The following is a 26,576-nucleotide window of genomic DNA, read 5'->3' as shown; positions in this document are numbered from 1 at the left end:
GAGGTCAGGGGCGCAGCACGGGCATGGCGACGTCCGTCCAGAGGGCGCGGGGTGGGGTCGGGAGGGGGTCGGGGGGCTGGTCCTCGGGCCTCCAGATCCTCGTGGAGTCACCGGAGGTGCTCAGGACGGGGGCCCAGCCCGGGTCGCCGGTCGCGGCGAACCCGGCCCAGGCGCGGACCATGCGCCCGGCCAGTTCCCGGTCCGCCGGAGTGGGGGCGCCGCCGATGAGGAACGACAGGCGGGGGTCCTCGTGGTTGCCCCAGGCGAAGGGGATGTCCGCGCAGTGCCAGGCGCGGACGGCCATACCGTCGGCCGCCTCGCGTCGGCGGTCGAAGCGGGAGAGGTACGCCCGGCCGCCCGCCCCGGCGTGGGTCTCGGCGAGCCGGGAGGCGAACTCGCTGAAGAGCAGGTCGCCGAAGACGCTGAGGTAGACGTCGGGGAGCGGGGCGTGCGGCAGTGCGGCGCGGTAGCCGGTGAGCAGTTCTTCCGGGAGGCCGAAGTCGGCGGCGAAGCGGGCGAGTCGGGCGCCGGTGGTGAGCTTCGCGCAGCTTCCGACGGCGTCGAGGAGCCAGTACTCCTCCGTGGTGTGGCAGACCAGCAGGTCCACCTCCCGGCCGGCACCTGCGGCCAGTGCCGCGAGGGGGTCGGCGGGCAGGGTGTCGCCGCCGAGGACGGGAGCGAAGAGGGAGGGGTCGTAGTGGCGGGAGCCGGACCCGGGGTCGCTCCGGTACGCCTCGACCACCTGGTCCGCGGCGGCGACCAGGGCCTCGGGGGGCAGTGCGGCGAGGCCGGCGAGCGTGGCGGGGCAGCCTGCCGCCGCCGCGATCTCGCGGGTGGTCGACGCGGCGATGTCGGGTGTGTGGAAGACACTGGCCGGGCTGTGGGCGACGGCCCGGCGGAACAGGCCGCGGGCCCCGTCCATGACCATCAGGCACGCCACCGACGCGGCCCCGGACGACTGGCCGGCGAGCGTGACGTTGCCGGGATCGCCGCCGAACGCGGCGATGTTCTCCCGGATCCAGCGCAGGGCGGCGACCTGGTCGAGCAGTCCCCGGTTGTCGGGGGCGCCGGGTATGTGCCCGAACCCCTCGAAGCCCAGGCGGTAGTTGAGCGTCACCACGACCAGTCCGGCCCGCGCGAGCGCCGTACCGTCGAAGTCGGGCTGGGCGGAGGAGCCGAAGGTGTAGGCGCCGCCGTGGAGCCAGACGAAGACCGGCAGGCGGTCGCCGCCGGCCGCGGGGGTCCAGACGTTGACGGTGAGGACGTCCTCGTCGCCGGGCGACCAGACGGGGGCGCCGGGCAGCTCCGCCGACTGCGGCGCGACCGGCCCGAACTCCGTACCGTCCCGCACCCCCTGCCACGGCTCGGCCGGGAAGGGCTCGCGGAAGCGCCGGGCGCCGAAGGGCGGTGCGGCGTAGGGGATGCCGAGCACGGCGACGACGTCGTCCGCGGCCCGGAAACCCCGGACCGCACCGCAGTGCGTCTCGAAGACGTCGTCCACGGGGAGTGCCTCGTTTCGTTCGGGGAGGAGGGAGTGGGCGGGTTGCCGGACCCCAGCCTCTCGTCCCGTGACCCGTCCGGTCCAACACCCTAACCGTCGTGATCCACGCACTTGCATTGTCAATACGGACGGTCGGCGGAGGGGGCGGGGGCCGTCGGATCTCCGGCTGGGGGCCGCTGCTGGATTCGGCCGCCATGCGGTCCAAGGACTTCGACCTGTCCGGCTGTCGTCGGCATGACCGGGGCGTCCTTTCGTACGCTGGCGGCATGCGTATGCGCCCTACCTTGAGCTGGACCCCGACCGAGGACCTCCCGCCGGGGACGACGGACCTGGAGCCGGTCGTCGACGTGGTGCGGGCGGGGGGTGTGCTCGTGCTCAGCGGGGCCGGGATCTCGACCGAGTCGGGGATCCCGGACTACCGGGGCGAGGGCGGGAGCCTGAGCCGGCACACGCCGATGACGTACCAGGACTTCACCGGCGGCGCCGCGGCCCGGCGGCGGTACTGGGCGCGCAGCCACCTGGGCTGGCGGACGTTCGGGCGGGCGCGGCCGAACGACGGGCATCGGGTGGTGGCTGCTTTTGAGCGGGAAGGACTGCTGGACGGGGTGATCACCCAGAACGTCGACGGGCTGCACCAGGCCGCCGGCAGCGCAGGGGTCGTGGAACTGCACGGCAGTCTCGACCGGGTGATCTGTCTGGGCTGCGGCGACGTCAGCGCGCGGCGGGAGCTGGCGCGGCGGCTGGAGGAAGCCAATCCCGGGTTCGATCCGGTGCCCGCCGCCTTGAACCCCGACGGGGACGCCGACCTCACGGACGCGCAGGTCGCGGGGTTCCACGTGGTGCCGTGCGTGGTGTGCGGCGGGGTGCTCAAGCCGGACGTGGTGTTCTTCGGCGAGACGGTGCCGGCGGAGCGGGTGGAGCGCTGCCGGGCACTGGTGCGGGAGGCGGCGTCGGTGCTGGTGCTGGGGTCGTCGCTGACGGTGATGTCGGGGCTGCGGTTCGTGCGGCAGGCGGCGCAGACCGGTACGCCGGTGGTGATCGTCAACCGGGATCCGACGCGGGGCGACCGGCTCGCCGTGGCCCGGGTCGAGCTGCCCCTGGGGAAGGCGCTCACCTCCGTCGCGGAGCGGCTGGGGGTCACCGTCACCTGACACACCCCCTCCCCGGCCGTGTCAGGTCAGGGCCTGGGCGGCGTAGAGGGCGCCGATCGCCGTGGCGAGCGTGCCGAGGAGGAGACGGAGAGCGCGTTCGGGCAGGCGGGGCTGGAGGCGGGCGCCGAGGTAGCCGCCGACGAGTCCGCCGAGGCCGCAGGCCAGGCCGAGCCACCAGTCGGGGGCGATGTCGCCGGTACCGACGAGGGACAGGACGGCGTACGTGACCGCGCCGACGACGGAGGTCACGAACGTGGTCGCGAGGGCGGCCGGCGCGACCCGCGCCACGGGCAGTCCCCGGGCGACGAGCACGGGGCCGACGAGGGAGCCGCCGCCGATGCCGTAGATGCCGCCGACGACCCCGACGGCGAGGGCGAGCGCGGTCAGCCCGGCCGGGGACGGCTCCGCCGAGGCCGCCGGTCCGGGGCGGCGGGCGGGGAGGAGGGTCCGGGCGCAGAGCCACAGGCCCAGGGGCAGGAGGAGCCCCGCGATCAGAAGGCGGTAGACCGCCGGCCCCGGCAGGGCGTACACACGGATGACGGCGCCCGCCACCACCCCGGGCAGCGTGCCGGCGACGAGGCGCCGGGCCAACGGGCCGCGCAGGGCTCCGTCGCTCCGGTAGCGCCAGAGGGCGCCGGGGCCGGCCACCACGTTGAAGAGCAGGTTCGTGGGTGTGATGGAGGGGTTCGGTACGCCGAAGACGCTGAGGTGCACCGGGAGCAGGAAGACGGCCCCCGACACCCCGACGGGCGCGGTCACCACCGAGATCAGCAGGCCGGCCGCCACGCCCGCCACCAGCGTCCACTCCATCGCCCGCGCTCCCCCGCCCCGTGCCCCGACCCTCAGCCCTCGGCCCCTGCCCCTGAGCCCTCAGCCCCCGGCCGTGGAACAGTATCCGCTGTCCGTGCGGCGGGGCGCGGGACGGTCAGGGAGCGGGGGCGAGGCCCCAGGCGGCGGCTCTGGCGGCTGCGGCGGCACGGTTGGGGACGTCGAGCTTCGCGAGGATGTGCTCGATGTGGGTGCCGACCGTGCGGGGCGTGACGTACAGCCGCTCGGCGATCTGCCGGTTGGTGCGGCCGGTCGTCAGCTCGGCGAGCACTTCGAGCTCCCTCGGCGAGAGTCCGCCGGGCCGTGCCGCCGCCGCGCCGCGCTCGGGCGCCGCGGCCTCCGGGAGCGGCCCGGCCTCGCGGGAGGCCACCGCCGCGGCGAGGGACTCGGTGAGCAGGGTGACGACGGCGCGGGCCGGGTCGGGGGTGCGGCGGCGCCCCCGGACGCTGATGTTCAGCATGCCCACGTACCGCCCGTCGGAGGCGAACAGGCACTGGGCCACACCGTCCTCGATCCCGAGCGGGGACAGCACGTCCTGGAACCCCGGTGACGCGGCCAGCAGGTCCTTCGGGACGTCCCCGAGCCAGAGCCCGCCCCGCGCCGGGCTGCGCAGCACCGGGAACACCGGGTCCTGGTGGAGGCGGGCCTCGATGTACGCCGTGGCGTCCTCGGGGTAGCTGCCGGCCAGCGTGGTGTGGCGCCGCCGCCGCGGGTCCCACCGGGAGAGGGAGGCGTGGTCGTGCTCGACCACCTCGGCCAGGGCCGTCAGGACGGTGTCGACGCCCGCCGTGCCGGCGGTGACGCTCCTGGCGGCTTCCCGGACACGGAGGGCCGAGTCCAGAAGGTCCGCCGTGTCGTGCTGTGCTGCCATCCCACCAGGATGATCATCCGGTCGGGGTACGTCAATCGAGCAGGGTGTCGTGCACGATCCGCCCGTCCATGACGGTGAGGACGACGGGCATGTCCGGGATGGCGTGCGGGTCGGCACCGAGCAGATCCCCGTCCACGACGCACAGGTCGGCGACCTTGCCGGGCTCCAGGGAGCCCTTCCAGTCGTCGGCGAAGTCCTGCCAGGCCGCCGTGACGGTGTACGTGCGGATCGCCTCGGCCAGCGCGATGCGCTGCTCCGGGCCGCTGACCCGGCCGGCGGCCTTCGACTCGCGCAGCACCATGGTGGCGACGCCCTGGCGCCAGTCCGGGTGGGTGACGGGCGCGTCGGAGCCGCTCGCGACCCGGACGCCGGCGTCGATGGCGTCGCGGTAGGGCCAGGCGTAGGCGGCGCGGTCGGCGCCGACGAAGTCCTCCTCCATGTCGGCGACGGTCCACTTGATGGTGGGGTTCATGTTGACGCCGAAGTCGTGCGCGGCGAGCACCTTCATGCTGTGGGCGGTGAGGAAGTCGCCGTGGATGACGTAGTGGCGGGGGTCGTCGCGGGGGTGCTCGGCCGCGGCCTCGGCGAACGCGTCCGCGACCGTGTCGATGGCCCGGTCGCCGGTGGCGTGGACGCCCAGCTGGTGCCCGGCGGCGTGGGCGTGCCGGACCATGGCCCGGATCTCGTCGACCCTCTCCTCGTCGATGTCGCCGCCGACGCACAGGGAGCCGCATCCGCCGCCGGTGTACGGCTCGTGCATCCAGGCCGTCTTGTTGGGGACGATGCCGTCGGCGAAGATCTTCACGCCGTGGACGGTGAGGCGGCGCGGGTCGTCGCCGACGGTGACGCCGGCCAGGCCGTCGAGGGTCCGCGCGAACTCCTCGGCGGTGCCGGCCATGCCGGTGGGCAGGAGCAGCACGCCCACGCGGGCGGTGAGTTCGCCCTCGGCGAGCAGGGCGCGGTAGACGTCGAGGGTCTCGGTGCCGAGGGCGCCGCGCATGATGCCGTCGCCGCCGGGACCGAGGCCGGGCTCGGTGTAGCTGGTGACGCCGAGGGCGGCGAGCGTGGCGAGGGTCGAGCGGATCGCCTCGGTCCGTTCCGGCCGGCTGAGCGGCGGGAGGGCGTTCTGGACGAGAGCCTGTGCCCCCTCGTGGAGCAGGCCGGTCGGTTCGCCGTCGGCGTCCGTGACGATGGCGCCGCCGGGCGGGGCGACGGTGTCGCGGTCGATGTCCATGAGCGCGAGGGCCTTGGAGTTGACCCAGGTGGCGTGTCCGGAGAAGGAGTACAGGACGACCGGGTGGTCGGGGCTGACGGCGTCGAGGTCGGCCCGCGAGGGCTGCCGGGACGGATCGGCCACGCATTCGCCGAGGAAGCCGGCGTCCCAGCCGTGTCCGGTGATCCACTGCCCGGCGGGGGCCCGCCCGACGGCGTCCCGAACGGCCCCGGCGACCTCGGCCAGCGACGAGACGGCGGGGTGGCTCAGGTCGAGGGAGAGCGGCGGGGCGGCCATGCCGAAGGCGCAGCCGTGCAGGTGGGAGTCGTTGATGCCGGGGAGCAGGGTGGCGCCCTTCAGGTCGACGACGCGGGTGCCGGGCCCGACGAACGGCGCGATCTCCTCCCGGCTGCCGACGGCGCTGATGACCGCGCCGGTCACCGCCAGAGCCTCGGCCACGGAGAACTCCGCGTCGACCGTGACCACCTTTCCGCCGACGAACACCAGATCCGCATACGTACCCACAGCAGGGTCCTTTCGAAGACCGGGCACCCCACGGGCACCCGCGAACGATCTCCGAGGACTATCGCCGGGGCCACGGCCTCCGCACATCGGTCATTCCACCGATACGGGCGCCCGCGCCCGCGCACGGCCGGCGGGGGCCCGGGGCGGCACCGGCACCGGCCGCAGTCACGGGCCGCCGTCACGGGGGACGGTCGAAGGAGATCGGCCTTGTGCCCCGGTCCGGGTCTACCGTCGAAGGTGTCCCCTCCGGGTGCGTGACGACGGGAGTGAGCGCGATGAGCGATCGGACGTGGGTGCCGCGGTCCTGCACGCTGCCCACCGAGGAGCTGCCCCTGCGGGTCGCGGAGTGGGACGGGTTGTTCGCCGAGCGGCTGACCGCGCTGTCGCGGCCCGGCCCGCTGCGGCTGCGGCTGGACCTGGCCGGCGGGCCCGGTGTCGAGGCGCGGGTGAGGGATCTCGTGGAGCGGGAGGGCGGCTGCTGCTCGTTCTTCACCTTCACGGTCACCCCGGGCGAGCGCCTGATCAGCCTGGACATCAGGGTGGATCGGCGGCACGCCGCGGTCCTGGAGGCCCTGGCCGCCCGGGCGGGGGACGTTTCGCCGCGTCGGTCCGGGACCTGAGCCCTCACTGCTTCTCGTCCAGGCGGATGGCCCGCCGCAAGCTGTCGGCGGCCTCGTGGCTCGTGCCCTCGCGCTGTTCCAGCAGCGCCGCGGCGATCGCGTCCAGCTTGCGCTGCACGGCGTGCGTGTCACGGCGTTCGGTGTTCTTCAGCAGGGCGAGCAGCAGGAGGTTGACCGCTGCCATGACGTCGCCCGCGAAGATCAGCCAGGGCAGCGGCGGGTGCAGGAAGTGGAGGACGACGGTCCCGAGGACCAGGAGCACGCACAGGCCGTAGAACGTCGGTGAGCTGGTGACGTTCGACGCCCGGTCCGAGAACGCGGCGAACCGGTCGTGCCCGGCGCCGCCCCGCTCGGCAGGATGATCAGTGGACATGCCCCTCATGTTCCCCGGACCCGCCGCCGTGGACCCGCTCCCGACACGACGGACCGGCCGCGTCGTCCCACCCGCTCCTTTCCTCCGGCGCGGGGAGCCGTCCCCGGCGTCCGGGGTCGCCGGGGGCGGGTCACAGCACGTCGCGCCGCTCGTCGGTGACCGTGGGGGCGACGGGCGGGACGACCATCCTGCGGCGGCGGAGGATGCTGCTGTAGACCAGTGTGCCGATGATGCCGACCGCCATCAGGATCAGCCCGACGAGATCGAGGTCGACGGACTCGACCTCCCAGTCGGTCGCGAAGGTGAGGATGGCGCCGACGGCGATCAGGATGATGCACAGTCCCAGGCCCATGGTTGTTCCCTCCCTTGTGAGTTGGATGCGGTGCGCGTACCCCGGCGTCCCTCCTTCATTCCGGAACGGGGCGCGCCCACGCCGTGGGAACGGCGTGGGCGCGGGGTTCGCGAGGTGCTGGAACGGAAGTGGCCGGTGGTCGGCGGGGTCAGAAGACGCTGACGCCGTAGGCGCTGAGGGCTTCCGTGACGGGCTGGAAGAAGGTGGTGCCTCCGCTGGAGCAGTTGCCGCTGCCGCCGGAGGTGAGGCCGAGGGCGGTGGAGCCGGCGAACATCGGGCCGCCGCTGTCGCCGGGCTCCGCGCAGACGTTGGTCTGGATCAGGCCGTACACGATGTCGCCGCCGCCGTAGTTGACGGTGGCGTTGAGGCCGGTGACGGTTCCGCTGCGGAGGCCGGTGGTGCTGCCGCTGCGCTGGACGGACTGTCCGACGTAGGCGTTGCCGGCGGAGGTGATGTCCCGGTAGCTGCCGTTGTAGAGGTAGACGCGGCCGTCGGCGGCGGAGGCGTTGGAGTGGCGGATGATGCCGTAGTCGTTGGTGGGGAAGCTGGAGCCGGTGCGGGTGCCCAGCAGGGCGGTGTTGGCGGAGTTGGTGTACCAGGTGCTCGCCGAGTTCGTGCAGTGGCCGGCGGTGAGGGCGTAGTAGGTGCTGCCGCTGCGGACGTTGAAGCCGAGGGAGCAGCGGCCGCCTCCGGCGTAGATGGCCTGTCCGCCCGCGATGAGCTTGTCGAAGGTGCCGGTGGTGCGCTCGATCCGCAGGTTGGCGGCGTTGGCGCCGGCGGCCTTGCGGAGGGTGGCGATCTCGTCCTGGGTGACGGTCGTGTCGACGGTGACGACCACCTTGCCGGTGGCCTGGTCGGTGTACCAGGCGGTGCCGGGGACGTCGGCCTGGAGGACGGCCTCGCTGGCGGAGGCGAGCGCTCCGGCGGTGGCGCGGGGGGTGTCGGCCTCCTGGGCGGAGGAGGTGGGGGCGGCCAGCGCGGTGGCGGCGACGAAGGCGCCGAGGACGGCGAGGAGGCGGGTGCCCTTGGTGAGGCCGCGGTTTCGGGTCGAACGGTTCACTGTGTCCTCCGTATGGGGGGCGGGCCGCTGGGTGGGCGGCTCGGGCGGGGGTGCGGTCGGCCGGGTGCGCCGACATGAACCTGTCAAGCTCAGGAGGAATCCTCGACTCCGCCGGAGAGCACGGCAAGGTGCTCTTTCGGCCGCTCTACGCGCGTCCACGCGCGTCCGCCCGACCGGACCCTCCGCCCGGCCCGGCCGGGACCCGCCACCCGGCCCCGAACCGAAAACCGATCAGAAATTTGCAGAGACCCGTTGCAGTTCAGGAGCCGGGGGCGGAGCCCGCCGGTCCACGCTCCCCCGACGCCGCCGGACGGCGGCCCGGGAGCGTTCCCACGAACCCCCAGTACCGCCGGTACGGGGGCAGTGGTCCGCGTTTACGGCGTTCCGCCGGATGGCCGGATCGCGACCTTGCGCGCTGCCGAGAAGCCGGTCGCGGGGCCGGCCGGAGGCGTGCGGGCTCGGTTCAGGACAGGAACTCGCCGTCCCGGGCGACGACGACACCGCCGTGCACGACGAGGTCGCGCTGCGGCATGTCGACCACGACCTGCGGCAGCCCCTGGCCCCGCACCAGGACGAAGTCGGCGGGGGCGCCGGGCTTCAGGTCGGCGTGCGCGAGGCCCATGACGTCCGCGCCGCCGTGGGCGGCGGCCCGGTAGCAGTCCGCCAGCTCCTCGTCGAGCCGCACGTCCGTGACCCAGCCGAGGATGTGGGCCCGGTGGAGCATGTCGGCGTTGCCGAAGGGGCTCCAGGAGTCCCGGACCCCGTCGGAGCCGAGGCCGACGCGGACGCCGTGCTCCCGCAGACGGGCGATCGGGAGGACAAGGTCGCGGGAGGGGGCCACGGTCGTGAGCGCGATGTCCTGGTCGGCGAGGTCGGTCGCGAGGGCACCCAGGTCGCGGTCGGAGAGTTCCGGCAGGCAGAAGACGTGACTGATCGTCACCTTGCCGGCGAGGGAGAGGGCCCTGGTCCGGTCGATGATGCCGCGGATGGCCCGTACGCCCTCGTCACCCCCGTCGTGCAGATGGATGTCCACACCGACGCCGTGCCGGTCCGCGATGCCGAAGACGGTGTCGAGGTGCTCGTCCAGGGCGTGGTCGAAGCCGATGGGGTCGATGCCCCCGATCATGTCGACGACGCCCCGGCGGGCGCCCTCCTCCAGGAGCCGGGCCGTGCCGGGCGTCCGGATGACGCCGTGCTGCGGGAACGCGACGATCTGGACGTCCAGCGCGTGGGCGAGGCGGCGGCGCGCCTCGGCCAGGCCCTCGACTCCGGCCAGTCCGTACGCCGGGGCCACGTCGGCGTGGGCCCGCATCCCCCGCGTACCGCGGCTGACGGCGTGGCTCATCAGCCCGTACGCGCGCTCCGCCACCGAGCGGGTCTGGGCCCGGAACAGCTCCACGTCCTGCTCGACGAAGTCGGCGATGGTCTCCGCCGGACGGCGGGAGACCCACGGTCCGCCCCACGTCGTCTTGTCGGGGTGGATGTGGGCGTCCACCAGGGACGGGAGGGCGATCCGGCCGCCGCCGCGCACCACCTTCGCGCCGCGCGGCGCCGGCCCGTCCGTGATCCTCCCGTCCACGACCACCAGATCGGTGGAGGCCCCGCCGAACGGGCGCACGTCACGGAAGACGACCGTACGGGACCTGCGGTCCGCGTCGCCGCCGTTCCCGTGCGCGGCATGGGCGGCGGCCGGGACGGCGGCGGAGGCCGGACCCGCGGAGACGGCCGCCGCGGCGGTCGTACCGGCCAGGGCCGCGGCTCCAGCGAGCATGGAGCGGCGCGAGACCGCACCGGTGGGGGCCGAGGACTGCTGCATCGGGAACTCCTTGGGGAGAGGGCGCGAAGGGCCGGGGAAGACACCCCCGGCGAGGGACGGGGGGGAAGGGAGAAGGAAGGAAAGGAAGGGCAGGGCGGTCAGACGGCAATGCCCGCGCGGATCACGCGGACCGGCGTCTTCAGGAGCGAGAGGTCGGAGAGCGGGTCACCGGCGAGGAGCAGCGCGTCACCGGCGTAGCCGCGGGCGAGGCGGCCCACCGTGCGGTCGAGGCCGAGGAGTCGGGCGGCGCCGGTGGTGGCGGTACGGAGGGCGTCGAGCGCCGGCAGGCCGGCGGCGTGCATGAGCTCGACCTCGCGCCCCACGGGGTCGACGGTGCCGCCGGAGGAGTCGGTGCCGGCGGCGAGCGGGACGCCGAGCTCGTACGCGGCCCGCACGGCCCGCTTCAGGACGGGCAGGAAGGCGCGGCCCCGTTCGGCGAGGACGGGATCGGCGCTCTCCGCGAGGCCGGCGATGGCCGTGAGCGTCGGGGTGAAGTACGTGTCCCGGCGCCGCATCTCGCGGAGGGTGCGCTCGCCGACGAACACGCCGTGCTCCAGGGAGCGGACACCCGCCGTGACGGCGTCGTGGCAGCCCTTCTCGCTGTAGCTGTGGCAGAGCACGCCCTTGCCGTGACGGCGGGCCGCCGCCACGATCTCGGCCAGCTGCTCGCGCGAGTACACCTGGGTGAGCGGGTCCTGGTCGGGAAGGCCCGCACGCTCGTTGACCCTGGTCTTGATGACGTCCGCCCCGCGGGCGGCGTTGACGTCGACCATGCGGCGCAGCGCCTCGGCCGACCGCACGCCGTCCTTCGCCCGCGCCAGCGCGGTGAGGTCCGGGTCGGCCAGGATCGTGTCACCGGGCAGCGGTGTGACGAAAACGCCGGCGGCGCGCAGCCGGGGTGCGAGTCCGGGGCTGTGCCGGGCGAGTTCGCGGACGGCGATGTCCTGATAGAAGGAGGTCGAGCCGGAGCGCGCGCTCGTCACGCCGCAGCGGAGCGCGGCGCGGGCCTCGGCGGTGGTGCTGAGGTGGATGTGCGCGTCCGTGAGGCCCGGCAGCACCCAGTGTCCGTCCGCCTCCAGGACCGGCAGGCCGTCCGGGACGCCTACGGAACCGGCGCGCCCGGCGGCGCTGACGACACCGTCCCTGATCACGACCACCGCGTCCTCGGTCACGTGCCCGGTCGCGGGGTCGAGGAGCGTGCCGCCCCGGATGACCAGGTCCCCGGTCCGCGCGTGCGCTCCGGCGACTGCGGCGGGCGCGGGGGACGCGGGCGCACCGGGCACGGCGGCCGCAGGCCCGGCGGCGGCCACGGTGCCGGCGAGCACGGCGGCACCGGCGAGGACACCGCGGCGGGTCAGGCGGGAGGGAACGGGCTGGTGGGCGTCGACACACATGGGGGCTCCTCGGGGACGGAAGGACCACGGGTCCCCGTTTTGTATACCAAGCCAAGGATGCGGAACAAGGGGTACCGCCCTCCTGGTGGGTAGTGAAGCCGGACATCACGCACATACAGCGAGCAGGCGGGCGCACGTCGCCTCAAGGGGGCAACGCTTTGGTATACAGGAGATCGAGAGAGGGCTCGCCCGGCCCGCGGAGGTGCCGTAGGGTCACGGACCGTGTCGTCGTGCGCACGGCGCCCGGTCGCCCGGGCCCGGGGCGCTGAACCGGGTGGGGGTCGTAGGTGCAGCGGGCCGTTGTCATGGGTGGCAGCTACGCGGGGCTGTTCGCGGCCCGCGTTCTCAGCGAGCACGCCGAGGAGGTCGTCGTCGTCGAGCCGGACGCGATCGGTGAGGACGGGCTCGGGCGGCGCACCCCGCAGCGGCGCCAGCTCCACGCCCTGCTCTCCATGGGCCATCGCAGGCTAGAACGCTGGTTCCCCGGCCTCACCGACGAACTCGTGAAGGGCGGGGCGCGGCTCGGCGAGGGCGAGGACGTGCGGTTCTACGTCGACGGCAGGCTCAAGGCCCCGGTGGCCGAGTCGCGGATGCTCGGCGCCACCCGACCCTTCCTGGAGAGCCGGCTGCGCAGCCGGGTCGAACGCCTCGCCACCGTCCGCTTCGTCCGGGCCGAGGTCACCGACCTCCTCCTGCGCGGCGAGCGGGTGGCCGGGGTCGTCACCACCGCGCCGGGCGCCGACCCCGCCGAGGGCCGCCCGGCGGGTGAGGAGCTGACCGCCGACCTCGTCGTCGACGCCACCGGGAGGAACAGCAGGCTGGGCGAGTGGCTGACCCGCCACGGCTGGGACGAGGCGCCCGTCGACCGGATGCGGATCGACCTCGGCTACGCCACCGCCTCCTTCCAGCGCGGCGGCGAACTCGGCAGCACGGTCATCGCCCATTCGAGCCCCGGCCCCGCGAGCGACTACCGGGCCGAGGTGACCGAGCCCGGGGCGCTCGCCGCCGTCGAGGGCGAGCGCTGGTCGGTCGTCCTGGCCGGGTACGCCGACTACCGTCCGGGACCGGACCCGGACGAGTTCCTCCGCCGGATGCGCCGCTGCGTCGAGCCGATCCGCACGGTGGCCGAGGAGGCGACGATGATCGAGGACGTCGTCACGTACCGCTTCGTCGAGAGCCGGCGCCGGGTCCACTCCCGGCTCCGGCGCTTCCCCGGCGGACTCGTGGTGGTCGGCGACGCGCTGGCGAGCGTCAATCCGGTGTACGGGCAGGGCCTGACGCTGGCCGCGCTGGAGGCCGACGCGCTCGCCGCGTATCTGCGCACCGCTCCCGGCCCGCACGCCCCCGCCCTCGGCTACTTCCGGCTCGCCGAGGCCGCCGTCGACGCGGCCTGGCAGCTGTCCACCGCCGCCGACCTGGCGCAGCCCCACGTCACCGGCCCCTACCCGCGCGGCTACCGGGCCCAGAAGTGGGTCGCCGACCGGCTCACCGAGGCGTCCGTGCGCGACTCCGACGTCAACGCCGCCTATATGAGGGTGGTCAACATGGAGGACCCGCCGAAGGCCCTGACCGATCCCCGGCTCCTCGCCCGGGCGGCGCGCGTGTTGCTGCGCGGCTGACGCGGGGGTCCCGCCGGTCGGCGGGTGAGGGCGTGGTCCTCCCGGGCTCCCGTCCCATGCCGCGGATCACTACCGCTTGGCGGGAGCCTTCCCGGACTTGGCGGACTTGGCGGACTTCGTCGGCTTGGTGGGCTTCGCGGACTTCGCCGGCTTGGCCGTCTTGGCCGGGGCCTTCTTGGCGGTGGCCTTCCTCGCGGTCGCCTTCTTGGCCGCGGCCTTCTTCGTGCTGGATGCCTTCTTGGCCGCCGGCTTCTCCGCGGACGCCTTCTTGGCGGTGGCCTTCTTGGCGGTGGCCTTCTTCGCACTCGCCTTCTTGGCGGCCGCCTTCTTCGCCACTGCCTTCTTCGCGGCCGTCTTCTTAGCCGTCGGCTTCTTCGCCGGCGACTTCCCCTCGGCGGCGATAGGCCACTTGAGTTCCACCTCCAGCTCGACCTCGCCATCCTCGACGGAAAGCTCGACCTCGCCGCGCATGTCGTCGGGGATCCGGAGGTTCAGCACACCCCCGCCCCAGTCGAGTTCCGCCTCGCCGCCCGCCCAGAGCGCGGCGGCGAGGGAGGACAGCTGGTCGGCGGCCTCCGCCCGGGAGAGCGAGCGCTTGCGCTCGTACTTGAAGTCCTTCATGACGGCCTCCGGTCGTCGCACGGTGTCGTACATTGCGGACAATACTATTGATCTTGGTCGACCGCTGGCCGGGTGAAGGTGGGGCGGACTCGGTGCGGCGCGCGCGGACGGGCCTCGTCGCGGTGGTAGCCGTCGGCCATGCAGCAGCAGTCAGCGGGGTCGCCCCGGGTGGCCCCCTTCCTCCGCACGGTCGCCGCGTACGCGTGGCGGCTGCTCGTCGTCGGTCTCCTCGTCTACGCCCTGTTCGCCCTCCTCGGCCGGTTCCACGAGATCGGCGTGGCCCTCTTCCTCGGCCTCGTGGTCACCGCTCTGCTGCGGCCGGTCGCGGACGTCGTGGCGCGCGGCATCCCGCGCGGGTTCGCGGTGGCCCTCACCCTGCTCGGCGGGCTGGCGCTGGTCCTGGGCGTGCTCGCCCTGGTCGGGGAGGCGGTGGCGGGCGAGCGCACCACGCTGGTACGGGAGTTCCGGGACGGTCTCGGCCGCATCGAACGGTGGCTGGAGGCCCCGCCGTTCCACCTGAGTCCCGGGGCCCTGACGGACATGCAGGCACGGATCGGGCAGTTCCTCTCCAGCCATCGCTCGACGCTGATCGGCGAGGCCGTCAGCGGCGCGCACCACGTGGTGGCCGTCCTGACGACGCTCGCCCTGGCGCTGTTCGCCTCGGTGTTCTTCCTCCACTCCGGGGACCGCCAGTGGGCGTGGTTCCAGGAGCAATTGCCGGAGCCTGCGCGGGGGCGGGTGGCCATCGGCGGGCGGGCCGCGTGGCGTACGTTCACGGGGTACACGCACGGGATCGTGCTGGTCGCGGCCGTGAACGCGGTGCTGGTCGGGTTCGCGCTGTGGCTCCTCGGCGTGCCGCTCGCGGTCCCGCTGGCGCTGCTGGAGTTCGCCGCGGCGTTCGTACCGCTGATCGGGTCGCCGATCGCCCTGGCGGTGGCGGCCGTGGTGGCGCTCGCGGCGAAGGGGCCCCTGGTGGCGGGGCTCGTGGTGGCGCTGATCGTCGTCATCGGCCAGATCGAGGGCCATGTGCTGCATCCGCTGGTGATGAGCTGGGCGGTACGGCTCCACCCGTTGGTGGTGGCGATCTCGGTGGTGGCGGGGTCGATCGCGGCCGGCATCGTCGGGGCGGTGGTGGCGGTGCCCCTGGTGTCGGTGGTGTGGTCGGTCTACACGACGCTGCGACGGGAGGCACGCGCGCGTACCGAGGAGGCGGGAGCGGGATGAGGAGGCGGGAGCGGGATGAGGCGGAGGCGCCCGCCCGGGTGACGACGGGGGCACCCAGGCGGGTGCCGCCCGGCCCGCCCAACTGCCCCGGCCCGCTCCGCTCCGCCCCGCCCCGCCCTCAGGACGCTTCGATCGCGGTCTTGATGCGCTGCCCGAAGGCGGGGGCGTCCTTGCGGGCCGCGGCGAGCGCGAGGCCGACGAGGAGCTTGCCGAGTCCGTGGCCCTCCAGGACGTTGTGGATGCGGACCCGGGTACCGCCGTCCGGCAGCGGTTCCAGGTCGTAGCCGCCGCGGGCCGCCGTCACCAGGTTCTTGGACTCCTCGGCCCAGCGCAGCGTCCGGGGCGGTTCGAAAGCGGTGATCCGGAAGGTGCGCGCGGTCTTCATCCCGGCGTCCTTGACGGTGCTCCGGAAGACGGTGCCGACGGCGGTCGGGCCCTCGGGGATCCGTTCGATCCGGAGCACACGGGGGCTGAACTGCGGATCGTTCCGCCCGTCGGCGAGGTACGCGAACACCTCGTCGACAGGCCGGGCGACGTCGACGGACGCCTCGAACTGGCCGGACATGACGACTCCTCCTTCACACGCGGAACCCGGAGAGAACCCGGAGAGCATCAGGTGGGACACCCTCATCGTCACAGGTCCTCCGGGTTCCGGCCGTTCGACGCACCGCCGGTCAGGGCCGCTGCCCGAAGGCGGCCGGGAGGGGTTCGCGGGCCGCGTGCCAGGCGTCCGGGAGGGCGGTGGTGCCCGTCCGGGCGGCGATCACACCGCCGGCGACGGCGCAGGTCGTGTCGATGTCGCCGCGCCCCGCGACCGTCGCCCACAGGCCCTCGTGCAGGTCGTCGAGGTGTCCGGCCGCGCACCAGAGGGCGTACGGGACCGTGTCGGGTCCGGACATGCGGTAGCCGGAGCCGAGGACCTCGGCGGCGTGGCGTACCGAGGTCCGCCCGGTCATCCGGGCGGCGATGCGCAGGCCGGACCGGACGTCGCTCTCCGGGAGGCGTGCGGCGACGTCCAGGAGGAAGGCCTGGCGGGCCGGTGCGGGGCCGCCGCGGCTGCGGGTCGCGAGCGCGGCGGCGAGGGCGACGGCCACGGCTCCGGCGACCGCCTCGGGGTGGTGGTGGGAGACGACGGCCTGGCGGGCGGCCTGCTCGGCCGCGGTGTCGAGGTCGTCGGCGTGCCAGGCGCCGAGCGGGGCGACGCGCATGGCGGCGCCGTTGCCCCAGGAGCCCTGCCCGCCGAACTGACCGGCGACGACGTCCCGCCAGGGCTCGCCCGAGCCGATGCGGCGCAGGACGTCGTGCATGGAGGCGCCGTAGCCGCGGTGGGTGTCGTCGGCGTAGGCGGCCGCGAGGGCCAGGGCGAAGCGGTCCTGGTCGACCGCGCCGGCGCCCGCCGCGAGTTCGCGTACGAGGACGAGGGCCTGGGCGGTGTCGTCGCTCCAGCGCCACGGCGTCTCCGCGGGCAGGACGCGGGCCGCCAGGGGCGCCTCGCCTTCACGGCGGAGGATGCGGAACCAGCGGTCGCCGAAGGCGTCCCCGAAGGCGAGCCCGTGCAGTGCGTCCCGTACGGCGGGTGGTGACTCGGTCATCGGAGCAGTAGACCAGCGGGGTGGCCGGTCGGGCACCTGGTTTCGGGGCGTCGGCGCCGGGGCCGCGCTCCCTGCGGTCCTCCTCCGGCCCGCGGTCCCGTCCTCTGCCCGGGGCGGGCTACATCGTCTCGCCGGCCGAGTCGACCAGACGGCGGCGGGCGGTGCGGACGGCCGGTGTCAGGGCGGCGAGGGCGCCGGCGGCGGTGACGGTGAGGACCAGGGCGGTGAGGGCGGCCGGGTCCGGGAGTCGGGCCACGCCCGCGCCGAGGCCGGTCGCCGCCGCCTCTGCGTCGACGAGGAACCGCCCGGCGACGGCTCCGGCGCAGGCACCGAGCAGTGCGGCGGCCAGGGTGGTGAGCGCGGCGGAGGTGACGACGACGGCGCCGATCTGGCGGGGCGTCAGGCCGATGGCGCGGAGCGCGAGCAGGTCGCGGACCCGGTCGCGGACCCCGGTGCCGATGAGGGTGAGCAGTTCGACGAGGGCGATGAGGGCGAGGACCGCGACGAGGGCGGCGAGGACGCCCCGGGGCGCGTCCCCGCCGTCCGCCGGGTCCGCCGTGCCGCGGACCTCGACGGGTACGGGGACGGCCGCGGCCACGGCGGCGGCCACCTCGCGCGGGTCGGCGGCCGGGCGCAGGACGAGGGCGTGGAAGGCGGGGCGGAGGCCGGGGGCGCCGTCGCGGAGGGTGTCGAGGGTGGTGGAGACGACCCGGCCGCCGTGGTCGGGTTCGATGCTGCGGCCGACGAGGTGCAGGATCTGCGGGCGGCCCTCGACCGTCATCCGTACCCACTCCCCCACACGTACGCCGAGGAGGTCCAGGAGGCCCTGCCCTGCGACGGCCTCGTCGGGGCCTTCGGGCGCCCGGCCCTCGACGACCGTGTGGGGGTGGGGCGCGGTGCGGGTGCCGAGGCCGCGGAGGGTGATGGTGCCGGTCTGGCCGGGGACGAGGGCGACGAACTCGGCGCCGGGGACGGCGTCGGCGACGCCGGGGACCGCCCTCAGGGTGGCGGCGAGGTCGGCGGCGGGCGGCTGTTCGATGCGTACGGTGAGGGCGGCGGCCCGGCCGACGCGGGCGGGGTCGGTACGGAACTGGCCCAGGGTCGTCCAGGCGACGAGGGCCACGGTGATGAGGGCGAGCGGGAGCGCGAGCCGGGCGGTGGAGCCGAGGGCCCGGCCGCTGCCGGGTGCGGTGAAGGCGGAGCGCCAGCCGAGGACGAGGACCGGAGAGACGCGGAGTCCGAGGGCACGGCGGCCGAGCGCGGAGAGCGGCCGGGCGGCGGGGTGGGCCGAGCGGGCGGCGGGGACCGGGGGGACGCGGCCGGCGCGCCAGGCGGCGAGCGCGGTGGCGGCGGCGATGAGGAGGACGGCGGCGACGGGGACGCCGACGACGGCGGCGCGGTGGCCGGGCATCCGGGGCCAGAGGGCGACGGCGTCGCCGATCCGGCCGGGTATCCACCGTCCGCAGGCCAGGGTGGCGGCGGTGCCGAGTCCCGCGCCGGCGACGGCGAAGCCGAGGTGCTGGAGGAGGAAGCCGCGGACGACCTGGCCGGGGGTGAAGCCGACGGCCTTGAGGACGGCGATGTCGCCGGCCTGTCCCCTGATCCGGGCCCGGACGGCGCCGGCGACGGCGACGGCCGCGGCGAGCAGGGCGGCGAGGCCGAAGGCGGCGAAGATCTGGCCGAGGAGCCGGTCGTCGCCGCCGATGTCGGCCTTGGCCTGCTGCCACTTGGTGACCTGGTCGATGCGTTCGGCGCCGAGGAGGGTGACGGCGCGCTGGACGGTGTAGTCGGTGTCGTCGGGGTCCTTGAGGCGGAGTCCCGCGGTCTGTCCCGTGGTGGCGGGGGCGAGGCGGTCGAGGGTGTCGGGGAGGATCCAGCCGATGCCGTCGGAACGGCCCGCCCGGTAGCGGGGTTCGGCGGTCTCGGCGAGGCCGGAGACGTACAGCGTGCGGGTGGTGGGGCCGTGCCGGCCGGTGAGGGTGACGGTGACGGTTTCGCCGGGTTCGGCCCACAGGGTGCGGGCGAGGGTGCGCTCCAGGACGATCTGGTCGCGGGGTGCGCCGGGCGCGAGCCAGTGGCCGGTGGTGAGGAGGGGGCGGGCGGTGTCGGGCGGGCGGGTGCCGGCGGCGCGCAGGACGACGCCGGCGCGGGTCCCGCCGGTCTCCAGGGTGGCGGCGGCCGTCTCGAAGGGTCCGGAAAGGGCGGCGACCTCGTCGAGGGAGGCGAGAGGGGCGAGGGCTTGTGGATCGAAGCCGTCGCCGCCGTCGCGTCCGTGGATCCAGACGTGGGCGCCCTGCGACTGGTTGAAGACGCGCTGCCAGGGGTTGACGGCGTAGCTGAGGAGGGCGGCGGAGAGGAGGAGGGAGGCGATGACGCCCGCGCTGGCGAGGACGGCGAAGAGGGCTTCGCCCCGGTGGGTGCGGAGGTCGGAGTGGACCCATCGCCAGGTCGCGCGCATGTCGCCTTCCCTTCGTCGCCGCTTCGGCTCTCCTCCTCGGTCGTGGTCAGTCCTTCAGGTCGAGCACGCCGGTCACCCCCGGGCGGGTGGGGGCGGGGTCGCCGAGGGTGGCGTCGTCGGTGACGCGGCCGTCGAAGAAGCTGATGACGCGGTCGGCGGCGCTCGCCATCCGGGCGTCGTGGGTGACCATGAGGATGGTCTGGCCGCGGGCGTGGAAGCGGGCGAGGAGCCGCAGGACGTCCCGGGTGCCCTTGCTGTCGAGGCTGCCGGCGGGTTCGTCGGCGAGCAGCAGGGCCGGCTGGTTGACGAGGGCGCGGGCGAGGGCGACGCGCTGCTGCTCGCCGCCGGAGAGGGCGCCGGGCAGGGCGTTCTCCCGCCCCTGGAGGCCGAGTTCGGCGAGGAGCTCGTCGCGGCTCGCGCGGGCGGCGCGGGGGCTCGCGCCGGCGAGGAGGGCGGGGAGTTCGACGTTGTCCGCGACGGTGAGGTGGGAGACGAGGTTGAAGAACTGGAAGACGACGCCGATCTTCCGGCGGCGCAGGACGGCCCAGCGGGCCTCGCCGTGGCCGTCGACGCGTTCGCCGCCGATCCAGAGGCGGCCGGTGTCGGGGCGTTCGAGGCCGCCGACGAGGTGGAGGAGGGTGGACTTGCCGGCGCCGGAGGGGCCGGTGACGGCGACGAACTCGCCCTCGCGCACGGTGAGGTCGACGCCCCGGACGGCGTGGACGGGGGCGCGGTCGCCGTGGTGGGTCTTGGTCAGGCCCACGGCGTGCACGATCGCCCCCGGCGGGGGCGGGTTCCCCGCGGTCCCCGCGTCGGTCATTCGAGCTCCTCCTGACAGCGCTCCAGCCAGTCGAGGTCGGCCTGGAGGTGCAGCATGGCGCCCTCGATGAGGAGGTGGGCGATCTTGTTGTCGCGGTCCTCCGCTGCGGCGAGGCGGGAGAGGCTGCGCATGGTGTTGAGGTGCTGCCGCCGCTGCCGGTTGATCAGGGCGATCGGGTCGGCGATTCCGGTGAGGGGGGCGAGGGCGATCTTCATGAAGAATCCGTCGCGCACCCGGGGTTCGTCGGCGGTGTCCTCGAACCACGCGGCGACGGCCTCCCGTCCGGCGTCGGTCAGGCGGTAGATCCGCTTGTTGGGGCGGCCCGTCTGTTCGACGTCCTCGCCCTCGATGAGTCCGCTCTTCTCCAGTCGGCCGAGGGTCACGTAGACCTGGCCGACGTTGGGCTGAGGGTAGGCGGAGCCGAGGAGTTGTTCAAGGCCCTGCTTGAGCTCGTAGCCGTGGGCGGGGCCCCGGGTGAGGAGTGCCAGCAGCTGCTGCCGCACGCGCTCCCCCTTCTGTGTCGTGCGCCGTTCCCGGCCCGGTGGTGGCGGCCCGGGGGCCGGTGGACCGGCGGTCGCCGGGTCCGCCGGACCAGTATCACCGATGGGGCGCGGCGGGGGTCTGTCACGATGGGTCGTCGCGTTCGGCACCACGTCCGGGAGGAACGCATGGGGTGGATCCGGTCCGCGGGGAGGACCGCCGGGAAGGCTGCGGGCAGGGGCGTGGGCCGGGTCGTGCTGGTGGCGGCGGTCCTGCTGGCGGGGTGCGCCGGCGGCGCGCCGCCGTCGGGTGCGGGGCCGGCCGGCGGGCGGGGCGCGCTGACGTTCGTGACGGCGGGGGATCTCACGGACTATCTGGCGCCGCTGGTGGAGGAGTGGAACGCGGGGCGGCCGGCGGAGCCGGTGACGCTGGTGGAGCTGCCGGACTCGGCGGACGAGACGCGGGCGCAGATGCTGAGCGAACTGCGGTCGGGGAGCCGCCGGTTCGACGTGCTGAACATCGATGTGGCGTGGACGTCGGAGTTCGCGGCGGCGGGGCTGATCGCGCCGCTGGAGCATGAGCGCTTCGACCTGGCGGCGTTCCTGCCGCCGGTGGTGGGGACGGCGACGTTCCGGGGGCGGTTGTACGCGGTGCCGTACGTGACCAACGCCGGGTTGCTGTACTACCGGAAGGACGTGCTGGACGCGGCCGGCGAGCGGCCGCCGCGGACCTGGGCGGAGCTGGCGCGGCTGGCGCGGACGCTGGCGCCGGAGCACGGTATCGGCGGCTACGCGGGGCAGTTCCTGCCGTACGAGGGGCTGACGGTGAACGTCACGGAGGCGATCCAATCGGCGGGCGGGACGGTGCTGCGCGAGGAGGGCGCACGGGTGGGGGTGGACTCGGACGCGGCCCGGGCGGCGCTGTCGTTCCTGGCGGGCGGGGTGCGGGAGGGGTGGATCCCGGCGGAGGCGCTGCGGTTCAAGGAGGAGGAGTCGAAGGCGGCGTTCGAGGAGGGGCGGCTGCTGTTCCTGCGGAACTGGCCGTACGTGTACGCGGACGCGGGCCGGCCGGGGTCGGCGGTGGCGGGACGGTTCGAGGCGGCGCCGCTGCCGGGGCCGTACGGGCCGGGGACGAGCGTGCTGGGCGGCTCCAACCTGGCGGTGTCGGCCCGGTCGCGGCACCCGGCGACGGCCGGCGACTTCCTGGCGTACCTGACGAGCGAGCGGGTGCAGCGGCAGGTGCTGACGCGCGGGTCGCTGCCGCCGGTGCGGGCCTCGCTGTACACGGATCCTGAGCTGGTGGCGGCCCATCCGTACCTGCCGATCCTGCGGGAGAGCGTGCTGGCGGCGGTGCCGCGCCCCAAGAGCGCGCGGTACGACCAGGTGAGTCTGGCGGTGCAGGCGGTCGCGCAGGACGTGCTGGCGCTGCGGACCTCGCCCGAGGAGGGGGTGCGGCGGCTGACGCGCGAGCTGGCGGCGATCCCCCACGAGGGGCGGGACACGGCGGCGGCCCCCGTCGGTTCCTGACGTCACGACCGTCCCTCCCTTCCCTCGGCCCCTCTACCTACACGTTAGGTAGAGGGGTTCTCCTTGCCCTCCTTGAGTTTCCCAATCATGAGGCAGATCAAGCGTGTTGAGTCGCCATGGTTGACATGCTTTCGTCATTGCTACTTAACATGTAGGCATTGCTGCGAAGGAAGGACGACCATGCGACGACCCTCCCGCACCACCCTCCGTGCCGCCGGCGCACTCTCCGCGGCCCTCGCCCTGGCACTCACCGCCACCGCTTGCGGCGGTGGCGGCGACACCCCGAAGTCCGGCGGCGAACTCGCCGGCACGACCGTCACGGTCGCCGGCGTGTGGACCGGCGGCGAGCAGAAGAACTTCAAGAAGGTCCTCGACGCGTTCAGCGCGAAGACCGGCGCCAAGACCGTCTTCGTCCCCTCCGGCGACAACGTCTCCACCTTCGTCGGAAGCAAGATCGAGGGCGGCAACGCCCCCGACGTCGTGCTCGTCCCCCAGGTCGGCGTCCTCCAGCAGTTCGCCGAGGCCGGCTGGCTCAAGCCGCTCTCCGAGCAGACCGCCACGACCGCCGGCGGGAACCTGGCGCCGGTCTGGAAGAACTACGGCACCGTCGACGGCACCTTCTACGGGCTGTACTTCAAGGCCGCCCACAAGTCGACCGTCTGGTACGCCCCCGACGCGCTGGAACAGGCCGGGGTCACCGAGCCCGGCACCTGGGACGAACTCCTCGCGGCCGGCCGGACGCTCGCCGACTCCGGCAGGCCCGCCTTCGCCGTCGCCGGCGAGGACGGCTGGACCCTCACCGACTGGTTCGAGAACGTCTACCTGTCGCAGGCGGGACCGGAGAAGTACGACCGGCTCGCCCGCCACGAACTGAAGTGGACCGACCCCAGCGTCGTCACCGCGCTCACCACCCTCGCCGAGGTCTTCAAGGACGAGCGGCTGGTGGCGGGCGGCGCCGCCGAGGCGCTGCGCACCGACTTCCCCGGCTCCGTGGAGAAGGTCTTCGGCCCCGAGCCCAAGGCCGCCCTGGTGTACGAGGGCGACTTCGTCGGCGGCGTCGCCAAGGACGAGTTCGGCCGCAAGCCCGGCGAGGACGCCAGGTTCTTCCCCTTCCCGCCGGTCGGCGGCGGGAAGGCCCCGGTGGTCAGCGGCGGCGACGCGGCCGTCGTCCTCAAGGACGCGAAGAGCGCGGACGCCGGGATGAAGCTCGTCGAGTACCTCGCCACCGCGGAGGCCGCCGAGGTGTGGGCCGGGGCCGGCGGCTTCCTCTCCCCCAACAAGGACGTGAAGCCGGAGGCGTACGCCGACGACACCGCGCGGGCCACCGCCGCCTCGCTCGTCGCCGCGGGCGACTCGGTCCGCTTCGACATGTCCGACCAGGCACCGGCCGCCTTCGGCGGAACCAAGGGCGCCGGCGAGTGGAAGCTCCTCCAGGACTTCCTCCGCGACCCCTCGGACCCGAAGCGGACCGCGGCCGCCCTGGAGGCCGCGGCGGCCAAGGCGTACGGGAACTGAGGCCGGACCGCCATGGAACGGCAGCCCGCCATGGAAGGGCCTCCCGCCGGGGACCCGAAGGCCGCCGAGGACCGGCGGTCCGTCGGGGACCGGCCGCCGAAGGCGCGCGCCGCGGTGGACCCGCGGCGCCGCGCCCTGCGCAGAAGGCGGCTCCTCGGCGCCACCTTCGCCCTGCCCGCGCTCCTGCTCCTCGGCGCGCTCGTCGCCTACCCGGTCGTCTTCTCCGCCGGCCGCAGCCTGTTCGACGCGGGCGGGGAGCGGTTCGTGGGCCTGGACAACTACGTGGAGATGGTCCGCGACCCGGCCACGCTGAAGGCCCTGCGCAACAGCGCGATCTGGGTGGTGGTCGCCCCCGTCCTGCTCACCGGCCTCGGACTCCTGCTCGCCGTTCTCACCGAGCGGGTCCGCTGGGCGACCGCGTTCAAGCTGGTGCTGTTCCTGCCGATGGCCGTGTCGTTCCTCGCCGCGGGCATCGTCTTCCGGCTGGCGTACGAGCAGGATCCCGACCGGGGCGTCCTCAACGCGGTGGTGGTCGGCGTCCATGACGCCTTCGAGGCACCCGCCCCCTATCCGACCGCCCGCGCCCGGGAGGGCCAGGGCCTGACCGGCGGACCGGACGGCGGCTACACGACCGGGGAGCTCCGGCCCGGCTCGGCCGCCGCCCTGCCCTTCGTGGGCGTCGCCCCCGGGGCCGTACCCGGGGACGCGGCGCCGGCCCGGGCCCCGGCCACGGAACCGGGCTCCCTGACCGGGACCGTCTACCTCGACTTCACGCCCGGGACCGGCGGCCGGCCCGGGGTGGTCGACGGGCGGGAGAAGGGGCTGCCCGGGATGACCGTCGAGGCCGTCCGGGACGGCGAGGCGGTGGCGTCGGCGCGGACGGCCGCCGACGGCACCTTCCGCTTCGAGGGGCTCGCCGACGGGACGTACCGGCTGCGCGTGCCGGCCGACAACTTCGCGGCCGGGTACGGCGGGGTCGACTGGCTCGGCCCTACGCTCGTCACCCCGGCGATCATCGGCGCGTACCTGTGGGTGTGGACCGGCTTCTCCATGGTCCTGATCGGGGCCGGGCTCGCGGCCCTCCCCCGCGACGTCCTGGAGGCCGCACGGGTCGACGGCGCGAACGAACGGCAGATCTTCCGCCGGATCACCGTCCCGCTGCTCGCCCCCGTCCTCACCGTCGTCTTCGTCACCCTGGTCATCAACGTGATGAAGGTCTTCGACCTCGTCTACGTGATCGCCCCCGGCCCGGTGCAGGAGGACGCGAACGTGCTCGCCACCCGCATGTGGCTGGTCTCCTTCGGCGGCGGCAACGACCAGGGTCTCGGCAGCGCCCTCAGCGTGCTGCTGCTCCTGCTCGTCGTCCCGGCGATGGTCTTCAACATCCGGCGGTTCCGGAAGGGCGGCGGCTCATGAACAAGCCCACGCGCGTCACCCGGTGGCTCGGGAGCGCGGCGGTGCAGTCGCTGCTCGTCCTGGTCGCCCTCGTCTGGATCACGCCGCTGGCGGGCCTGCTGCTCTCCTCGCTCCGGGACGAGCGGGACAACGCCGCCGACGGCTGGTGGACGTCGATCGTCGAGCCCTCACAGCTCTCCTTCGACAACTACCGCGCCCTGCTGGAGGATTCGGGGCTCGTCCAGGCCTTCTGGAACACCGTCCTGATCTCGGTGCCCACCACCGTCCTCGTCGTCGGGGTGGCCGCCCTCGCCGGATACGCCTTCGCCTGGCTGGACTTCCCCGGCCGGGACTGGCTGTTCCTGGTGGTGGTCGGCCTGCTGGTGGTCCCCGTCCAGATCGGGCTGCTGCCGGTGGCCAAGCTCTTCGGCGCCGTGGGCCTGTTCGGCACGGTGGCCGGCGTCGTCCTCTTCCACGTGGCGTACGGGCTGCCGTTCGGCGTCTTCCTGCTGCGGAACTTCTTCGCCGAGATCCCCCGCGAGATGCTGGAGGCGGCCCGGCTCGACGGCGGCGGCGAGTGGCGGATCTTCCGGCAACTCATACTGCCGCTGGGACGGCCGGCACTGGCGAGCCTGGCGATCTTCCAGTTCCTCTGGGTGTGGAACGACATGCTGGTGGCGCTGCTCTTCGCCGACGGCGAGTCCCAGCCGCTGACGGTGGCGCTCCAGTCGCAGATGCGGCAGTTCGGCAGCAACATCGGGGTCCTCGCGCCGGGGGCGTTCCTCTCCCTCGTCGTGCCGCTGGTGGTGTTCTTCGCCTTCCAGAAGCACTTCGTGCAGGGGGTGATGGCCGGTTCGGTCAAATAGCCGACGGCTCCCGCCGGAGCCACCCGAACGGCGGATGCCGGAATCAGAGCGGAGGAGCCGTGACGGAAAGTATGATCAGGCGATGTCTGACATGACTGAGACCACGCCCGGCTGGATGACCTCGGACGAGCTGGACACGGCCCGCGCCCGGATGCCGATCCTCTACGTCGACGCGGTCCCCGTGCGGGTGGACGACAGCGGCGAGGTCACGAGCATCGGACTGCTGCTCCGCATCGGCGCCGACGGAACGATCAACCGCACGCTCGTCTCCGGACGCGTGATGCACCACGAGCGCGTCCGGGACGCGCTGCTGCGGCACCTGGAGAAGGACCTCGGCCCGGTGGCCCTGCCGCGCGTGCCCGCCTCGCTCCAGCCCTTCACGGTCGCGGAGTACTTCCCGACCGCGGGCATCACGCCCTTCCACGACCCGCGCCAGCACGCCGTCTCGCTCGCCTACATCGTTCCGGTGAGCGGCGACTGCCGCCCCCGCCAGGACGCCCTCGACCTGGTCTGGTTCAGCCCCCACGAGGCCGCCTCCCTGGCCGTCCAGAGCGAGATGCCCGGAGGCCACGGCGTCCTCCTGAAGCAGGCGCTGGCCCATGTGGGGGTCACGTACTGAACGTGGTTCCGACGACTGCGGCCCGGGCCCCCCCCCCCCGGGGCGGGGCCCCGGGGGGGGGGGGGGGGGGGCCCCCCCGGGGGGGGGGGCCCCGCGGCGGCCCGGCCGGGGGGGGCCTGGGGGGGGTGGGGGGGGGC

General features: G+C 74.3%; 24 protein-coding genes. 9 read left to right on the top strand and 15 right to left on the bottom strand.

Features of this window, described 5'->3' with window-relative positions; genetic code table 11:
* Window positions 1-4: 4 nt before the first annotated feature.
* Window positions 5-1,501: a carboxylesterase/lipase family protein gene (locus tag ACFYT9_RS17815; protein WP_389164722.1), complete on the bottom strand. Its 1,497-nt coding sequence runs from the start codon at window positions 1,499-1,501 to the stop codon at window positions 5-7.
* A gap of 266 nt (window positions 1,502-1,767) precedes the next feature.
* On the opposite strand from ACFYT9_RS17815, the gene ACFYT9_RS17810 reads away from it, so the two are divergent.
* Window positions 1,768-2,652: an NAD-dependent protein deacetylase gene (locus ACFYT9_RS17810; RefSeq protein WP_389164720.1), complete on the top strand. Its 885-nt coding sequence runs from the start codon at window positions 1,768-1,770 to the stop codon at window positions 2,650-2,652.
* A gap of 21 nt (window positions 2,653-2,673) precedes the next feature.
* On the opposite strand, the gene ACFYT9_RS17805 is transcribed toward ACFYT9_RS17810, so the two are convergent.
* The 3 genes from ACFYT9_RS17805 to ACFYT9_RS17795 all read right to left on the bottom strand — a co-directional run bounded on the left by ACFYT9_RS17805 (window position 2,674) and on the right by ACFYT9_RS17795 (window position 6,089).
* Window positions 2,674-3,462 carry a sulfite exporter TauE/SafE family protein gene (locus ACFYT9_RS17805; RefSeq protein ID WP_389164717.1) on the bottom strand — a complete coding sequence of 263 codons (789 nt, stop codon included), beginning with the start codon at window positions 3,460-3,462 and terminating at the stop codon, window positions 2,674-2,676.
* Window positions 3,463-3,577: 115 nt separating this feature from the next.
* Window positions 3,578-4,351 (bottom strand): LuxR C-terminal-related transcriptional regulator, encoded by a 774-nt coding sequence (locus tag ACFYT9_RS17800; RefSeq protein ID WP_389164715.1) that lies wholly within the window; start codon window positions 4,349-4,351, stop codon window positions 3,578-3,580.
* A 31-nt stretch (window positions 4,352-4,382) separates the two neighbouring features.
* Entirely contained in the window at window positions 4,383-6,089 is a 1,707-nt protein-coding gene (locus tag ACFYT9_RS17795) for an amidohydrolase (RefSeq protein ID WP_389164712.1), read from the bottom strand.
* A gap of 275 nt (window positions 6,090-6,364) precedes the next feature.
* Here ACFYT9_RS17795 and ACFYT9_RS17790 point away from each other — a divergent pair, with 275 nt between their 5' ends.
* Window positions 6,365-6,709, top strand: a complete 345-nt coding sequence (locus ACFYT9_RS17790) for a hypothetical protein (protein WP_389164710.1) — start codon at window positions 6,365-6,367, stop codon at window positions 6,707-6,709.
* Between the two features lie 4 nt (window positions 6,710-6,713).
* Here ACFYT9_RS17790 and ACFYT9_RS17785 read toward each other — a convergent pair whose 3' ends face one another.
* The 5 genes from ACFYT9_RS17785 to ACFYT9_RS17765 form a co-directional block, all read right to left on the bottom strand.
* Window positions 6,714-7,082 carry a hypothetical protein gene (locus ACFYT9_RS17785; RefSeq protein WP_389164707.1) on the bottom strand — a complete coding sequence of 123 codons (369 nt, stop codon included), beginning with the start codon at window positions 7,080-7,082 and terminating at the stop codon, window positions 6,714-6,716.
* A 130-nt stretch (window positions 7,083-7,212) separates the two neighbouring features.
* Entirely contained in the window at window positions 7,213-7,434 is a 222-nt protein-coding gene (locus ACFYT9_RS17780) for a DUF6458 family protein (protein WP_376602509.1), read from the bottom strand.
* Between the two features lie 148 nt (window positions 7,435-7,582).
* A complete protein-coding gene (locus ACFYT9_RS17775; protein WP_389164705.1) occupies window positions 7,583-8,494 on the bottom strand; it encodes a S1 family peptidase in 912 nt (303 codons plus the stop codon).
* A 463-nt stretch (window positions 8,495-8,957) separates the two neighbouring features.
* Window positions 8,958-10,310, bottom strand: coding sequence for an amidohydrolase (locus ACFYT9_RS17770; RefSeq protein WP_389164702.1), 1,353 nt, complete (start codon window positions 10,308-10,310; stop codon window positions 8,958-8,960).
* A 98-nt stretch (window positions 10,311-10,408) separates the two neighbouring features.
* Window positions 10,409-11,704 carry an amidohydrolase family protein gene (locus ACFYT9_RS17765; RefSeq protein WP_389164699.1) on the bottom strand — a complete coding sequence of 432 codons (1,296 nt, stop codon included), beginning with the start codon at window positions 11,702-11,704 and terminating at the stop codon, window positions 10,409-10,411.
* A 287-nt stretch (window positions 11,705-11,991) separates the two neighbouring features.
* On the opposite strand from ACFYT9_RS17765, the gene ACFYT9_RS17760 reads away from it, so the two are divergent.
* Window positions 11,992-13,323, top strand: a complete 1,332-nt coding sequence (locus tag ACFYT9_RS17760) for an FAD-dependent monooxygenase (RefSeq protein WP_389164697.1) — start codon at window positions 11,992-11,994, stop codon at window positions 13,321-13,323.
* 69 nt (window positions 13,324-13,392) lie between these two features.
* Here ACFYT9_RS17760 and ACFYT9_RS17755 read toward each other — a convergent pair whose 3' ends face one another.
* Window positions 13,393-13,977: an amphi-Trp domain-containing protein gene (locus tag ACFYT9_RS17755; protein WP_389164694.1), complete on the bottom strand. Its 585-nt coding sequence runs from the start codon at window positions 13,975-13,977 to the stop codon at window positions 13,393-13,395.
* A 105-nt stretch (window positions 13,978-14,082) separates the two neighbouring features.
* On the opposite strand from ACFYT9_RS17755, the gene ACFYT9_RS17750 reads away from it, so the two are divergent.
* Window positions 14,083-15,168, top strand: a complete 1,086-nt coding sequence (locus ACFYT9_RS17750; RefSeq protein ID WP_376602362.1) for an AI-2E family transporter — start codon at window positions 14,083-14,085, stop codon at window positions 15,166-15,168.
* A gap of 118 nt (window positions 15,169-15,286) precedes the next feature.
* Here ACFYT9_RS17750 and ACFYT9_RS17745 read toward each other — a convergent pair whose 3' ends face one another.
* The 5 genes from ACFYT9_RS17745 to ACFYT9_RS17725 all read right to left on the bottom strand — a co-directional run bounded on the left by ACFYT9_RS17745 (window position 15,287) and on the right by ACFYT9_RS17725 (window position 20,541).
* The gene (locus ACFYT9_RS17745; protein WP_376602363.1) at window positions 15,287-15,733 is read right to left on the bottom strand and encodes an SRPBCC family protein; all 447 of its coding nucleotides are present in this window, start codon (window positions 15,731-15,733) and stop codon (window positions 15,287-15,289) included.
* A gap of 109 nt (window positions 15,734-15,842) precedes the next feature.
* On the bottom strand, window positions 15,843-16,760 hold the full coding sequence (locus ACFYT9_RS17740) for an ADP-ribosylglycohydrolase family protein (RefSeq protein WP_389164692.1): 918 nt from the start codon (window positions 16,758-16,760) through the stop codon (window positions 15,843-15,845).
* Between the two features lie 118 nt (window positions 16,761-16,878).
* Window positions 16,879-19,218 (bottom strand): FtsX-like permease family protein, encoded by a 2,340-nt coding sequence (locus ACFYT9_RS17735; RefSeq protein WP_389164690.1) that lies wholly within the window; start codon window positions 19,216-19,218, stop codon window positions 16,879-16,881.
* 46 nt (window positions 19,219-19,264) lie between these two features.
* Complete coding sequence (locus tag ACFYT9_RS17730) at window positions 19,265-20,038, bottom strand: ABC transporter ATP-binding protein (RefSeq protein ID WP_389164687.1); 774 nt, start codon at window positions 20,036-20,038, stop codon at window positions 19,265-19,267.
* Window positions 20,035-20,541 carry a PadR family transcriptional regulator gene (locus tag ACFYT9_RS17725; protein WP_389164684.1) on the bottom strand — a complete coding sequence of 169 codons (507 nt, stop codon included), beginning with the start codon at window positions 20,539-20,541 and terminating at the stop codon, window positions 20,035-20,037. The genes ACFYT9_RS17730 and ACFYT9_RS17725 overlap by 4 nt, the downstream gene beginning before the upstream one ends.
* A 165-nt stretch (window positions 20,542-20,706) precedes the next feature.
* Between ACFYT9_RS17725 and ACFYT9_RS17720 the strand changes: the two genes are divergently transcribed.
* The 5 genes from ACFYT9_RS17720 to ACFYT9_RS17700 all read left to right on the top strand — a co-directional run bounded on the left by ACFYT9_RS17720 (window position 20,707) and on the right by ACFYT9_RS17700 (window position 26,439).
* Window positions 20,707-22,044: an ABC transporter substrate-binding protein gene (locus ACFYT9_RS17720; RefSeq protein ID WP_389164683.1), complete on the top strand. Its 1,338-nt coding sequence runs from the start codon at window positions 20,707-20,709 to the stop codon at window positions 22,042-22,044.
* A gap of 180 nt (window positions 22,045-22,224) precedes the next feature.
* Complete coding sequence (locus tag ACFYT9_RS17715) at window positions 22,225-23,559, top strand: ABC transporter substrate-binding protein (RefSeq protein ID WP_389164680.1); 1,335 nt, start codon at window positions 22,225-22,227, stop codon at window positions 23,557-23,559.
* Between the two features lie 12 nt (window positions 23,560-23,571).
* Window positions 23,572-24,975, top strand: coding sequence for an ABC transporter permease subunit (locus ACFYT9_RS17710; RefSeq protein WP_389164677.1), 1,404 nt, complete (start codon window positions 23,572-23,574; stop codon window positions 24,973-24,975).
* The gene (locus ACFYT9_RS17705; RefSeq protein WP_389164675.1) at window positions 24,972-25,820 is read left to right on the top strand and encodes a carbohydrate ABC transporter permease; all 849 of its coding nucleotides are present in this window, start codon (window positions 24,972-24,974) and stop codon (window positions 25,818-25,820) included. Before ACFYT9_RS17710 ends, ACFYT9_RS17705 begins: the two co-directional genes overlap by 4 nt.
* Before the next feature lie 82 nt (window positions 25,821-25,902).
* Window positions 25,903-26,439 (top strand): NUDIX hydrolase family protein, encoded by a 537-nt coding sequence (locus ACFYT9_RS17700; RefSeq protein WP_376605638.1) that lies wholly within the window; start codon window positions 25,903-25,905, stop codon window positions 26,437-26,439.
* The last annotated feature ends 137 nt before the right edge of the window (window positions 26,440-26,576 follow it).

This window comes from Streptomyces sp. NPDC004435 (assembly GCF_042873895.1).
In the GTDB taxonomy this organism is placed as follows: Bacteria; Actinomycetota; Actinomycetes; order Streptomycetales; family Streptomycetaceae; genus Streptomyces.
This window is presented reverse-complemented; position numbering and strand designations above follow the sequence as displayed.